Below are 13433 nucleotides of genomic sequence, written 5' to 3' on the forward strand. Positions count from 1 at the left end.
AAACTCCTCCTTCTTATTAATTGCTACTGAAACGTTGCATATCCCTCCTTTAGAGATTTCAACTATTATTTATGCAAAATGCGTACCAATCTCCAATTCCTATTTAAAATGAAGGTTTCTCAAAAAAAATCTTCATAACCGCAAAATTTTTCTATCATTTTAGAAGTTTTAAAAGGAAAATAGCAAAAAAATTTTGCGATTTTATAAGAATTTTAATAAAATTATAAAAAGTCAGTCTTCATAGGGTGAAATGAGGAGAAGATAATCTATGCGTACAGAAGAAATTAATTTTAAACAGATCATTGAAATGAATATGCTATATGAAACTTTACTCAATGAGCTCGATATCGGGATTCATATTATTAATGAGGAAAGTAAAACGATTATCTATAACCGCAAAATGATGGAAATTGAATCAATGGAACGCTCAGATGTGCTATATAAAAGTCCTTTAGAAGTATTCGCATTTGAAGAAAATAAAAATAGTACTCTTATAGAGGCATTAAAATTAGGAAAAACAAACAAAAATATAAAACAAACGTATTTTAACAATAAAGGACAAGAAATTACGACGATTAACAACACTTTCCCTATAATAGAAAACGGAAAAATTAAAGGCGCTATTGAAATTTCAACAGAGATTAGCCATTCCAAACAAACAATGAAAACGAACCTTTCTCGAAAACAAAATAATAAGTTTACCTTTGATCACATAATCGGTGATTCTAGTGCTATTCAATCCGTCATTACAGAAGCAAAGAGAGTCATTCGCACATCCTCATCCATACTTCTCGTAGGAGAAACAGGAACCGGTAAAGAACTATTTGCACAAAGCATCCATAATGAAAGTCAGCGTTCAACAAAACCATTTATTTCACAAAATTGTGCCGCCATACCTGATACACTCATGGAAAGCTTATTATTTGGTACGAACCGAGGTGCATTTACAGGAGCCATCGATAAAGCTGGTTTATTTGAAGAGGCAAACGGAGGCACTTTATTATTAGATGAGATCAACTCATTAGGTCCAGCTCTTCAAGCGAAGTTACTACGAGCTATACAAGAAAAAACAATACGAAGAATCGGAGGCACACAAGAAAAAGAAATTGATGTTCGTATTATAGCAACTATTAATGAAGATCCTCTTGAAGCTATTACACACAATCGATTACGGGAAGACTTATATTACCGATTAAGCGTCGTTACTTTATGTCTTCCGCCTTTACGTGAACGAAAAGAAGATATTCCTGATCTTGTGCAGCACTTTATCGAAAAGTACAACATTCAATTTGGACTTGGCGTAACGGATCTAGATGTACATGTAAGAGAATTTTTGTATGCATATGATTGGCCTGGAAACGTACGAGAATTGGAACATATCATTGAAGGTTCGATGAATTTAGTTGAAGATGAAAATATCATTACAGCGTTTCATCTTCCCACTCGCTTTCGTGAACAAATAAAAAAAGAATTCAATATGCAACCTTCCCTAACTAATAACGATGCTGATACACCTAAAACGTTAAAGCACACAATAGAGGCAATGGAGAAGAACTACATCAATCAAATTCTGAAAGAGTACCACGGTAATATCTCACAGGCTGCAAAGTTTTTGGGATTAAGTAGGCAAAACTTACAATATCGAATTAAAAAATTGCATTTACACATATGAAATGAAGTGAAGCTTTAATCTGTGGAGGTTTTGTCCCCCCCTCACCAATTGGACTTTTATTGCCTGTTAATGCAGAATAAATCTGCTTCCAATTGTAAATATAAATTGGTAAAATATGCTACAATAAACATATAACATACTAGAAAGGAACGATATATATGAGTAATGATAAAAGATTAAAGTTATTACAATACTTAGCCTTCTTCCCTACCCTTCTATGTATGATGCTACTCATTAACATGAATACCTATCCTTATGCAAAGCTATTAGCAACAATTAGCGGTTCCTTTGCAGCTATTATGCTTGCTGCTTTTTGGAATTTGAAGATACGTATGAAGAAAGAGAAATCTTCTTAAACCGACAAAGTTAATTATCGTATTTAAACACGAGATGTTTACTACTCTCGTGTTTTTTCTTTATATTCCCTCTACCTCAAAACTTAATTTAAAATTGATTATATACAGAATAAATACTCTTTCACTCCATCGACAAATTTCGACATTCAGTATTCATTATGTTTGTTATCATATAAGTTCTAAATCTGACATTTCAACATAATTGAAGATTATTTATATAAACTTCAATTATGTTTGAACTAACAAATTATGAGTTGGATGAAAAAGCTAATAGATATTTTTTAAAAGGTGGTTACTATGAAAAGAACAACAGAATTTGTATTAGGACTAATCGGTGGTATATTCGGGATTTTATGTGCATTTATCGCTTTATTTATCGGCGGCGTCGGAGCAGCAGTTGAAGCTGACGGAGCCAATCAAATTATTGGCTTAGGCTGGGCTGCTGTAGCTCTTTCAATTTTAGGAATTGTTGGATGCATTATGGTTAAAAGTAAAGCTAAAGCAGGTGGTATTATGATGACAATCGCTGCTATTGGCGGATTTATTTGTATTTCTGTTATTTACTTATTACCCGGTGTTTTATTATTAATCGGAGGATTAATGGGGATTTTCCGAAAAGATAAAACGGCTGCATCAGCATAAAAAAAGCACTCACATGAGTGCTTTTTTTCATATCCATATCTTTTAAAACTCAACATTCTCCAAATACAAACCACTCGCCTCAGCAAGACAATTAATTTGATTACGTTGTTTTTCCTCTAAAATATTTGGGATTGCGTCCGCATCTAATTGTCCTAATCCAACTTCAATTAATGCTCCAACAATTTTGCGCACCATATTATGAAGGAATCCGTTACCACTTACTCTAATTTGTACGAATCCTGCCTCTTCCATCACTTCAAGTGTATATACTTCTCGAACCATAGACTTTTTCTTTGATTTCGCATTTGAAAAAGCAGTAAAGTCATGTGAACCAACTAAATGTTTCGCAGCTTCTTTCATGTTTTTCACATTTAATTTTTTATTCACGTGCATGCTGTATTTACGCATAAACGGATTCGTATGCTCTTCATTCCAAATTTTATAAAGATATGTTTTTGCTTTAGAATTGTAACGAGCATGGAAGCGATCTTGAACTTCTTCTACGTTCGTAATGCTAATATCATTTGGTAAATATTGATTCAAATATTTTTTCACTTTATGTTCCACTAACTTCTCATCACTTTGAAAGTTAGCAACTTGATTCAAAGCATGCACACCAGCGTCTGTTCTACTACAACCGATAATTTCAATTTCTTTTCCGACCATTTCAGATATGACACTTTCGATTTTTCCTTGAATCGTATTATCGTTATTACCTAGACGTTGCCATCCTTTAAAACGTGCACCATCGTACTGAATCGTTAATTTATAATTAATCATTTTACTCTCCTTCATAGAAAATATTCCCTCATATCGTGAGGGAATATGAATAAACTTTACTTTCTAACAAGCTTCACTACATTTTCTACATGAGCTGTATGTGGGAACATATCAACTGGTTGTACATATTCCACTTCATAACTCTTCATTAATGCTTGTACATCACGTGCTAATGAAGAAGGATTACAAGATACGTAAACAACTTGTTTTGGTTTCACTTTTAAAATTGTTTCCAGTAATTTATCATCGCAACCTGTACGAGGTGGATCGACAACAATTACATCTGGACGCCATCCTTCTTTTACCCATTTCGGTAACCATTGTTCAGCTTTACCTGCTTCATATTTCGTATTTGTAAATCCGTGACGCTTCGCATTTTTTCTTGCATCTTCAATCGCTTCTGGAATTACATCCATACCACGTACTTCCGCTGCATCATTTGCAAGCCAAAGACCGATTGTACCAACACCACAATACGCATCTACAATCTTCTCATCGCCTGTTAAAGCAGCTGCTTTTTTCGCTTCATCGTATAAAACAACCGTTTGTTCTGGATTTAACTGGAAGAATGCACGTGCTGATAATTCAAATGATAAATCACCTAGTGTTTCTTGAATTACTTCTTTTCCAGCTAATTTAAATGTTTTATCACCGAAAATAACAGATGTTTTACGCCAGTTTACATTTTGCATAATTGATTTTACAGCTGGCATCTGCTTTTGTACTTCTGCGATAAACTGCTCCTTATTTGGCAGTTCTTCTTTTGTTGTAATAAGTGTAACTTGTACTTCCCCTGTTTGCACTGCAGTACGTGTCACAATTGTACGTACTAAACCTTTTTGCTTTTTCTCATTATAAATAGAAACATTTAATTTTTCTAATATACGTTTTACAACTTTTGTCGCTTCATTCGTTGCTTTATGTTGAATCATACAGTGAGCAATATCAATTAACTGATGTGAGTTTTGTTTATACAGCCCTGTAATAACCTTTTCGTCTTTACGTCCTACTTGTAATTGACTCTTATTACGATAATGCCATGGATTTTCCATACCAAGCGTTGGACGAATTTTTTCTTCCAAACTGTTGTTCATATACTTCTCAAATGCTTGTACAACGATATCACGCTTTTGATTTAATTGTTCTTTATAATCTAAATGTTGCAGCTGACAACCGCCACACTCTTCATATACCGGACATGGTGCTTTCACACGATGCGGTGAAGCTTTACGAACTTTTTTCACTTTCGCTTCAGCGAAGCCACGCTGAATTTTCGTTGTTTCTGCAACAACTTCTTCCCCTGGTAATGCCCCTGGAATGAAAACAACTTGTCTCTTAAAATAACCAACGCCTTCTCCGTTAATCCCAAGACGTTTAATTGTCACAGGAAACGTTTGACCAACTTCCAACTTACTCTCATGTTGCTTTTGTATCATTATTACACCTCTACTCTATACTTTTCCATAAATATAACGCTGCATAACTGCAGTATGGTTCACACTCTTGTTTCACTTTTTCTAAAAATGCATCATCAGGTTTATCATCTAATTGAAATACACCTTGCACTGCACGCTGAATCCCAATGTCCGCTTTCGGAAACATATTTTTCCGTCCAAGCCCAAACATTAAAAAATTTTGCACTGTCCATGTACCAATCCCCCTAATTGGTAACAATTGTGCTGAAACCTCTTCTTCCGCCCTGGTTTCTATACTCGCTAAATTTAATGTACCGCTGACAATACTTCGACCTAATCCTACTATATATTCAGCCTTTCGCTGACTAAACTTCTGCTCTCTCAATTCCTCTATTGAAATATTTGCTACTATTTCTGGAGTGGGGAAAAAGAATACACCGTTCTTCTCTGTTCCATATCGTTTCACAAACTTTTCTGTTAACACAGTAGCAAATTTCAAATTTATTTGTTGATGAATGATACAGCGAAGAAGACAAGCAAAATAATCAAACTCTAAAATAATTGGAGTATAAGCATATGTTTCAAATAGTGGACGTAATGATGTGTTTAAAAAATGAGTTTGTATATCTTGAAACGGTTCATTCCAATGAAAAATGGCTCTCATTCGTTTCATGACTTTCTCTGGATCTCCTGTCTGACTAGAAATCCAAAACTGTGGATTTTGAACAGTACCAATCCCTTGCAAGCGAACAACAATCTGTTCCTCGTCTATACAAATCGGGACATAAATAACTTTCTCATCTAATTGAATGACGTTAAGAGGATCAAAAGATAAACGTTTTAACACTTCTTCAAAATGATACGGATACTCCAACGTAACATGTTCGCTCCACATACGTTTCCCCATCCTTTTTACACATCATTATAGCATGAGAAAACCGCAAGCATACATGCTTACGGTTGATTGCTTTTTACTAAGTCATCTAGACTTTTAAAATCATACCCTTTCTCGCGCAAATCATCAATGATTTTTGCAAGTGCTTCTGCATTATCTTTTGATATTGCATGAAGTAATAAAATAGATCCTGGATGAATCATCGTCATAACATTATTATGCGCATATTGCCATCCTCTTTGTTCATCTACTTTCCAATCTAAAAATGCAAGTGACCAAAATACATTATAGTAACCCATTTCTTTCGTAAGAGCTAACGTTCTTTCACTAAATACGCCGCGCGGAGGACGTACATATTTCACTTCTTTTTGCCCAGTTACTTTTTTAATTTCTTCCGTTACACTCGTTAATTCTTCACGAAGTTTCTCATCATTTACCGCTGTGAAATCAGGGTGACTCCACGAATGGTTTCCAATAATGTGTCCTTCATCCTTCATTCTTAACAATAAATCTTTTTGTGTTTTAATGTAATGCCCCGTTACAAAGAAAGTGGCTGGTACTTTTTTCTCTTTTAATACGTCTAAGATTTTCCCTGTGTATCCATTCTCATATCCATTATCAAATGTTAAATAAATATCTTTTTTCTTCGTATCGCCTAAATAAAAACCGCCATTTTTTTGTAGTAAATCTGTATATAACTTTCCTGCATCTGGTACTGTTTCATTTTTAGGACGCGGAATCCCCCAGTTATGTGGAGTATTTGTATAAGCTAATGCCGAAACTGGAACAAGTGCCATCATAATTGAAAAAATGAGACCGATATATAACCATTTATATTTCATAAATAGTCTCCTTTCCATATATAATCGTACTTGTAGTTTCTGTTGCTGTGCATTCTTTCATGCTGAACATGTTTTTCTATATATACCAAAAAAATGCATCTCGAATGATTCGAGATGCATTTTTGTTTACTTAAATACTGGCTCTTTAAAACTAGCTAATTTTTCAAGTGATGTTTTATCAACATCTGCATGTAAGCTATTACCATGAGAATCCATCGTTACAACTGCTTTAAATCCTTCGATACGTAAATGCCACATTGCCTCTGGAATACCAAATTGTAAGAAATCAACATCTTTTACTTCTTTAATACATTCAGCATAGTATTGTGCTGCACCGCCAATTGCATTTAAATATACACCACCGTGTTCTTCTAAAGCTGCTAATGTTTTCGTACCCATACCACCTTTTCCAATGACAGCGCGAATACCGAATTTCTTCATAATATCGCCTTGGTACGGTTCTTCACGAATACTTGTCGTTGGACCTGCCGCTTTAATTTGCCAGTTTTCATTTTCATCTTTCACGACAACTGGACCACAGTGATAAATAACTTGTCCCTTTAAATCTACTGGACAATCGTTATCCATTAAATGCTTATGGATTGCGTCACGACCTGTATACATCATGCCATTAATTGTTACAACATCACCAACGCGAAGTTCACGAATTTGCTCTTCTGTAATTGGTGCTTGTAATACAATCTCACGTTGCTCTGTTTTTTCTTGTGCTTCTTGCTGAAGTGTATCGTCACCTTCTTGATATAGCCAATCCATAATTTCACCTGTTTCAGGGTGGATTGTTACGCCAAGGCGGCGATATGCCCAGCAATTATATGCAACAGATACGTAGAAGCTAGCTGGCAGACGGTTATACACACCAATTTTACAACCAAGTAAAGTTGTTTCTCCGCCAAATCCCATCGTACCAATGCCAAGCTTATTCGCATTTTCTAATACGTACTCTTCAAGTTTTTGTAGCTCTGATACTGGATTGACATCATCTAATGTACGGAATAATTGATTTTTTGCTAATTCGTAACCTGATGTGCGGTCTCCCCCGATACCAACACCAATTACACCTGCACTACACCCTTGACCTTGTGCTTGATATACTGCATGAAGAAGGCATTTACGAATCCCTTCTAAATCACGGCCAGCGCGTCCAAGTCCTTCTAATTCACACGGTAAGCTATACTGAATATTTTTATTCTCACAGCCACCGCCCTTTAGGATTAAACGTGCATCAATATAATCTTTTTCCCATTGTTCAAACTTAATAACCGGTGTACCTGGTCCTAAATTATTTCCACTATTGTCTCCAAAAAGAGAATCAACAGAATTGGGACGAAGTTTACCATCTTTTGTCGCCCGCTCAAGCGCATGATAGATAGCTTCCTTCAACTTTAGTTGATTCACACCAACTGGTGTATAAATTTTAAACGTTGGCATCCCTGTATCTTGGCAAATTGGCGAGATGTTATCATCAGCCATTTTAATATTATTCGTAATTGTGCCAAGTGCCATCGCAGAACGAGTCCCTGCATTTTCTCGTTCTTTCGCTTGTTGAATCGCACGACGAACATCTTTCGGTAAGTTCGTTGACGTTTCAACAATTAGTTGATACATGCTTTCTTGAAGCTTTTCCATTGTTACTTCCCCCTCAATTGTGAACGCTACCAAAACGTTATGAAATGAAAATTCCATTATTATATTCTTCAGCTCTTTATTTATCCCGCTATTTGCGGTTAAATGAAATTTTTCACAACTTGATTATACCTTTTTTTCTACCGTCCTTCTATTATCCATACAGAAAAAGGCTGCCAATTTTACATTGGCAGCCTTTTTAATATATTATTCGTCTTTTTTAAATTGCTCACATTTTAATTCTAATTCATCTAACATCGCAAGAAGACGATCTACATCTTCTAACTCTACTTCTTCAGGTTCAATTGTATCAATTACTTCAATGAACATATTTAAACGTTCTTTTAAATATACTAATTGTGAATCTTTATCTTCAATTGCTTTTCCCATGAAGGCACTCTCCTTTTAATTCGAGTTGCTTTTATTATACCGCAAAAATGATTGTTATGGATATGTAATTTCATCAATTTTGTCACAGTCATTCATTCAAATGTAAGCCCTCTCTCTTTTTCCCAAAAAAAAGTTTCACTTTATAAAAAGTACATATTCTTCTATTATAGAGAATGGACAAATTGTTATTTCAATAGTCAAAGGAGTATTTCATATGACGATATCACAAAAAATGAAGCCGATTACTCCTTCTTACGATCCATGGGAAGCGTATATGGACCTTGAAGAGTACGGCAAACTACTATTAACAAACGTTGAGTTTACAACGACAACGTTATGCAATATGCGTTGCGAGCATTGTGCTGTTGGTTACACATTACAGCCGAAAGATCCAAATCCGCTTCCAATGGAGCTTTTATTAAAACGATTAGATGAGATTCCTCATTTACGTTCTTTAAGTATTACTGGCGGAGAACCAATGCTTTCAAAGAAATCCGTCGACAACTATGTAACACCACTCTTAAAATACGCCCATGAAAGAGGCGTTCGCACTCAAATCAACTCAAACTTAACTATAGATTTAGCACGTTACGAACAAATTATTCCTTATTTAGACGTATTGCATATATCTCATAACTGGGGAACAATCGATGACTTCGTTGAAGGTGGATTTGCAATGATGGAACGTAAACCTACTTATGAACAACGTGCAAAATTATTCGAAAGAATGATTACAAATAGTAAAGCTCTATCAGATGCCGGTGTACTCGTATCAGCCGAAACGATGCTGAATAAACGAACTCTACCGCACATGGAACATATTCATCGTCAAATTGTCGAAGAGATGGGCTGTAAACGTCACGAGGTTCATCCAATGTATCCGAGTGATTTTGCGAGCAATCTAGAAATTTTAACAAAAGCTGAAATTCGTGATGCAATTGAGCATTTACTAGAAATTCGCGATGAAAATGTATGGATGTTATTTGGGACTTTACCTTTCTACGCTTGTAGCGATGACGAGCGAGACATCGTCACATTTAAGAAATTACAAGAAAGCAAAAATGTAACAGTTCGTAACGATCCAGATGGCCGTTCTCGTTTAAACGTTAACATTTTCGATGGAAATATTATTGTAACTGATTTCGGTGATGTTCCTCTTCTAGGTAACGTACAAACAAACACACTACAAGAAGCGTATGACAAATGGAGTGCTTCAAAAACAGCAAAATCATTAAGCTGTCACTGTCCTGCAGTAAAATGCCTCGGACCGAATGTTCTTGTAAAAAACAGCTACTATCCAACAGAAGATTTCTTATCAAAAACAGCAAATATTACATTATAAATAAAAACGTCAGCTTATAAGCTGACGTTTTTTCATATTATTGCGAATGAGAAGAAGAAATGAATTTAAAATACAAATGATCATGAATTGGAATAGCAGCTCCGATTCCTTGTGAGGTAATATTTTTTACAACAAGCCTTTTTTGATTTCCTTTTAACACAAGGTACACTTCTCCAAACGTTACTTTTCCTTTTTCATTTACCGCTGGTGTATAAGCATATAAATATCCAAGTTGACTCGGGCTAATATTATACACGCGCTCATGTCCGGTACCATAACCAATAGTCGTTTTAAATGAAAGTGGCAATTGTACTTTTTCAAGTGCTTTGAGAAGCATCATTTTTTTCACATCTGCAGCATCTTTCATATCTGCTGTTAAATCGCCTTCAACCGTCTTTTGCGTTTCTTGCTTATAGCGTAGCGGATATAAGCGATCTCCTCCGCGATTATCGTACACATTGCGATTTACTTGTTTATATTCCCAATTAACCGATGTATCCACCGATTCATAATTTAAAGCCCATTGACCTAAATAAATCTTCGCTCGGTACCCTACCGCAAGCGGCGCATTCGAAATTGTCGTTTCATTAAACATTCGAATTAAGTCCGGATTTTCAATTTTAATATTTGCTGTTTTCAATAGTTCTTGAGCAAACTTACTCGGCTGTAAACGCGGTAAATCTTGCGCATCATTTGGAAACGTATTGTCTTTAGAAATATTTAAAACAGATGAAGGCATTTTTGTTTCTACCGTTGTCTTTGCAAAACTCATGTTAGGAAATAATAGAATAAACGAGACCATAGTTGAGAGACATATGCTGTATACTCGTTTCACCTGTCTGGCTCCTTCCTACGTAAAGGTATATATACTACTTTGTTTATTGTGTTCTCTCAATACAATTGTTATGCCTATTTTTCATAATAAATAAAAACCAATTCCCATAATGACATACGCTGCTAGTAAAGTACCGCCTTCAAACCAGTTTGTATCTCCATCATTTGAAATTGCAATCGTTAAGAAAACAGCTGTAATCATAGAAACAAGTTCTGGTATTGTAAATACTAAAGGCATCCTTTGCGTAAAGAACATAGAAAGCAGTACTAATACAGGAGCAACAAACATGGCAATTTGTAACGTAGAACCTATCGCAATTTCAACTGCAATATTCACTTTATTTTTATACGCCATAATAATTGCAGATGCATGTTCCGCTGCATTCCCAACAATTGCAACGATAATAACCCCTATAAATAACTCTGACCAACCAAATGATTTTGCAACTGTCTCAAATGTATGCACGAGCGCCTCTGACACATAAGCGACCGCAATTGTCGCTATTGCTAAAATGAGTAGTGCTTTCCCTTTCGACCACTCCGGTTCTTCCTCATGAGCTACTTCATCACTTTTATGTTGATATACACCGCGGTGCGTAACGAGCTTAAATAGCAGCGCAGCGAGGTACATAATAATCATAATAATAGATACACCGATACTTAATTGATACGTCTTTCCAGCGTCCATCTTCATTGAAAAAATCTCTGGAATAACAAAAGCTACTACGACAGCAAAGATTAATAAAGCTGAATTATGCCTTGCATCATACACATTAAAACTTTGTCTTTTATATTTAAGCCCCCCTACAAAGAAGGAAAGTCCTCCTACTAATAATAAATTTCCAAGTACAGAACCCGTTAAAGAAGCTAACACAACTTCAATTAATCCTGCCTGAAGTGCAAAAATCGAAATGATGAGTTCAACAGCATTACCGAAAGTAGCATTTAACAATCCACCTATTCTAGGACCCGATACAATTGCCAAACTTTCTGTCGCTCTCCCCATAAAACCCGCTAATGCGATAATCGTAATGCAATACACAGCGAACATAATTGTTTGAGGCCAATGAAGCGTTTTTCCAAGTACAGAAAGTGGTACCCCGATCAGCGCTACTATAAGAAATATTTTATTAAACATGCTTTTCATCCTTCCATCGTATGTATTTCTCCTCGATATTATTATTATTCTTCTCCTAACTTGTCCGATTTCATCACAATTACGTTTAAAAAATCGGATTAAAGAAAACAGTATGAAAGATATTCAAATTATCTTGTTTAAACGGAGAAAACAATAAATTATAAAGAGGGGTTAAAAGCATGCATTTAAAAGAAAAAATCGCAACTATTATTGGTGGTCAAAGAACTGGTGTATTATCCACTGTACGTGAAAACAAACCACATAGTGCCTTTATGATGTTTTTCCATGAAGATTTTGTGTTATATATTGCAACGGATCGGAAATCAAAAAAGATAACAGATATTGAAAACAATCCAAATGTCCATGTACTACTTGGACGTGAAGGAAAAAAATTAGATGAAGACTATATTGAAGTGGAAGGCTTAGCCTCCATTGAAGAAGACTCCACATTAAAAAATAAGTTTTGGAATAATAGCTTAAAACGTTGGTTACTCGGTCCTGAAGACCCTAATTACGTATTAATAAAAATCAATCCCGACACAATTTATTACATCGATGGTGCTGGTACGACGGAGCCCGAGTTTTTACGACTATAAAACAAAACGAGCCCACCTTAGGTGGGCTTGTTTTGTCGAAAAGTTCTTCTGAAAAAAACAATAAAATAGGTGGAACTTTCTAAAGATTCTGTTGTATAATAGCAGTAACTTAAATAAACTGTATTAAAACAGATTGAGAGGAGAAATAAAATTGATGAAAAGAGAAGAACGCAAAAACATGATTGAGTTTATTGAAAAGAAAAAAGGGATTGAGCGTGACGAATTATTATTTATGACAGACGATGAAGTAGAACATATTTATAATGTAACGTACTTTTTGTATGAGGAAATTGCAGAGTAGTATAATAATCCCCACCTTATTAGTAATATAAGGTGGGGATTATTTCGTTATTTATTCCGCTATTTGCGGGACGGTAAAATCCCACTGATTAAAGTTTCACTTTATACGTGAGAATGGTTTTCATGTATAATAATGTAAGATTGGAGGAATTTTACTATGAGTTCATGGCTCTTATTCGCACTACTATCAGCAATTGCTGCTGCCCTTGTATCTATTTTCGGAAAGATTGGTTTAGATGGAATCGATGCCAATGTCGCGACAACGGTTCGTTCTATTATTATGGCATTATTTATGGTAGGCGTTATTATTATCCAAGGTAAATTTCAAAATATTGGCGACGTACTGTTAAATAAAAAAGCACTGCTCTTTATCACATTAAGTGGGGTTGCAGGTGCTTCGTCATGGCTATTTTATTTTCTTGCCCTCAAAACAGGCAAAGTTTCACAAGTGGCTCCTGTCGATAAATTAAGCGTCGTATTTTCTATCATTCTCGCGATGATTATACTCGGTGAAAAGTTAAACTTTATGACTGGCGTTGGCGTAGTCTTTATTACAGCTGGTGTACTATTTATCGCTTTCAGCTAAA

The 13433-nt window shown here is 35.3% G+C and carries 15 protein-coding genes; 7 read left to right on the forward strand and 8 right to left on the reverse strand.

The genetic code is table 11. The features are described from left to right. Window positions 1-268: 268 nt before the first annotated feature. The 3 genes from F8162_RS28155 to F8162_RS28165 all read left to right on the forward strand — a co-directional run bounded on the left by F8162_RS28155 (window position 269) and on the right by F8162_RS28165 (window position 2670). The gene (locus F8162_RS28155; protein ID WP_151631872.1) at window positions 269-1672 is read left to right on the forward strand and encodes a sigma-54 interaction domain-containing protein; all 1404 of its coding nucleotides are present in this window, start codon (window positions 269-271) and stop codon (window positions 1670-1672) included. A gap of 158 nt (window positions 1673-1830) precedes the next feature. Continuing rightward, window positions 1831-2028 carry a hypothetical protein gene (locus tag F8162_RS28160; protein WP_048527886.1) on the forward strand — a complete coding sequence of 66 codons (198 nt, stop codon included), beginning with the start codon at window positions 1831-1833 and terminating at the stop codon, window positions 2026-2028. Window positions 2029-2325: 297 nt separating this feature from the next. Beyond that, entirely contained in the window at window positions 2326-2670 is a 345-nt protein-coding gene (locus tag F8162_RS28165; protein WP_151631874.1) for a DUF4064 domain-containing protein, read from the forward strand. A gap of 42 nt (window positions 2671-2712) precedes the next feature. Here F8162_RS28165 and truA read toward each other — a convergent pair whose 3' ends face one another. The 6 genes from truA to F8162_RS28195 all read right to left on the reverse strand — a co-directional run bounded on the left by truA (window position 2713) and on the right by F8162_RS28195 (window position 8636). Continuing rightward, window positions 2713-3450: a tRNA pseudouridine(38-40) synthase TruA gene (gene truA / locus F8162_RS28170; protein WP_151631876.1), complete on the reverse strand. Its 738-nt coding sequence runs from the start codon at window positions 3448-3450 to the stop codon at window positions 2713-2715. A gap of 56 nt (window positions 3451-3506) precedes the next feature. Then, window positions 3507-4886 carry a 23S rRNA (uracil(1939)-C(5))-methyltransferase RlmD gene (rlmD, locus tag F8162_RS28175; RefSeq protein WP_151631878.1) on the reverse strand — a complete coding sequence of 460 codons (1380 nt, stop codon included), beginning with the start codon at window positions 4884-4886 and terminating at the stop codon, window positions 3507-3509. A gap of 10 nt (window positions 4887-4896) precedes the next feature. Continuing rightward, window positions 4897-5760: a DNA-3-methyladenine glycosylase family protein gene (locus tag F8162_RS28180; protein WP_151631880.1), complete on the reverse strand. Its 864-nt coding sequence runs from the start codon at window positions 5758-5760 to the stop codon at window positions 4897-4899. A 59-nt stretch (window positions 5761-5819) separates the two neighbouring features. After that, window positions 5820-6602 (reverse strand): delta-lactam-biosynthetic de-N-acetylase, encoded by a 783-nt coding sequence (pdaA, locus tag F8162_RS28185; RefSeq protein ID WP_151631882.1) that lies wholly within the window; start codon window positions 6600-6602, stop codon window positions 5820-5822. A gap of 126 nt (window positions 6603-6728) precedes the next feature. Beyond that, window positions 6729-8249: a class I fumarate hydratase gene (gene fumA / locus F8162_RS28190; protein ID WP_192797683.1), complete on the reverse strand. Its 1521-nt coding sequence runs from the start codon at window positions 8247-8249 to the stop codon at window positions 6729-6731. Between the two features lie 204 nt (window positions 8250-8453). Continuing rightward, window positions 8454-8636, reverse strand: coding sequence for an SE1561 family protein (locus F8162_RS28195; RefSeq protein WP_000513547.1), 183 nt, complete (start codon window positions 8634-8636; stop codon window positions 8454-8456). Window positions 8637-8850: 214 nt separating this feature from the next. On the opposite strand from F8162_RS28195, the gene yfkAB reads away from it, so the two are divergent. Then, complete coding sequence (yfkAB, locus tag F8162_RS28200; RefSeq protein WP_151631886.1) at window positions 8851-9978, forward strand: radical SAM/CxCxxxxC motif protein YfkAB; 1128 nt, start codon at window positions 8851-8853, stop codon at window positions 9976-9978. A 37-nt stretch (window positions 9979-10015) separates the two neighbouring features. Here the strand turns inward: yfkAB and F8162_RS28205 are convergent, their stop codons facing one another. Continuing rightward, window positions 10016-10813: a YfkD famly protein gene (locus F8162_RS28205; RefSeq protein ID WP_151631888.1), complete on the reverse strand. Its 798-nt coding sequence runs from the start codon at window positions 10811-10813 to the stop codon at window positions 10016-10018. An 81-nt stretch (window positions 10814-10894) separates the two neighbouring features. Continuing rightward, a complete protein-coding gene (gene cax / locus F8162_RS28210) occupies window positions 10895-11950 on the reverse strand; it encodes a calcium/proton exchanger (RefSeq protein WP_000482144.1) in 1056 nt (351 codons plus the stop codon). 179 nt (window positions 11951-12129) lie between these two features. On the opposite strand from cax, the gene F8162_RS28215 reads away from it, so the two are divergent. The 3 genes from F8162_RS28215 to F8162_RS28225 all read left to right on the forward strand — a co-directional run bounded on the left by F8162_RS28215 (window position 12130) and on the right by F8162_RS28225 (window position 13432). Continuing rightward, on the forward strand, window positions 12130-12546 hold the full coding sequence (locus tag F8162_RS28215) for a pyridoxamine 5'-phosphate oxidase family protein (protein ID WP_151631890.1): 417 nt from the start codon (window positions 12130-12132) through the stop codon (window positions 12544-12546). A gap of 154 nt (window positions 12547-12700) precedes the next feature. Then, window positions 12701-12847 (forward strand): BH0509 family protein, encoded by a 147-nt coding sequence (locus tag F8162_RS28220; protein ID WP_000817786.1) that lies wholly within the window; start codon window positions 12701-12703, stop codon window positions 12845-12847. Between the two features lie 156 nt (window positions 12848-13003). Then, window positions 13004-13432: an EamA family transporter gene (locus F8162_RS28225; RefSeq protein ID WP_000100307.1), complete on the forward strand. Its 429-nt coding sequence runs from the start codon at window positions 13004-13006 to the stop codon at window positions 13430-13432. Window position 13433: the final 1 nt, after the last annotated feature.

The organism is Bacillus sp. CH140a_4T, assembly GCF_008923725.1.
Classification (GTDB): domain Bacteria; phylum Bacillota; class Bacilli; order Bacillales; family Bacillaceae_G; genus Bacillus_A.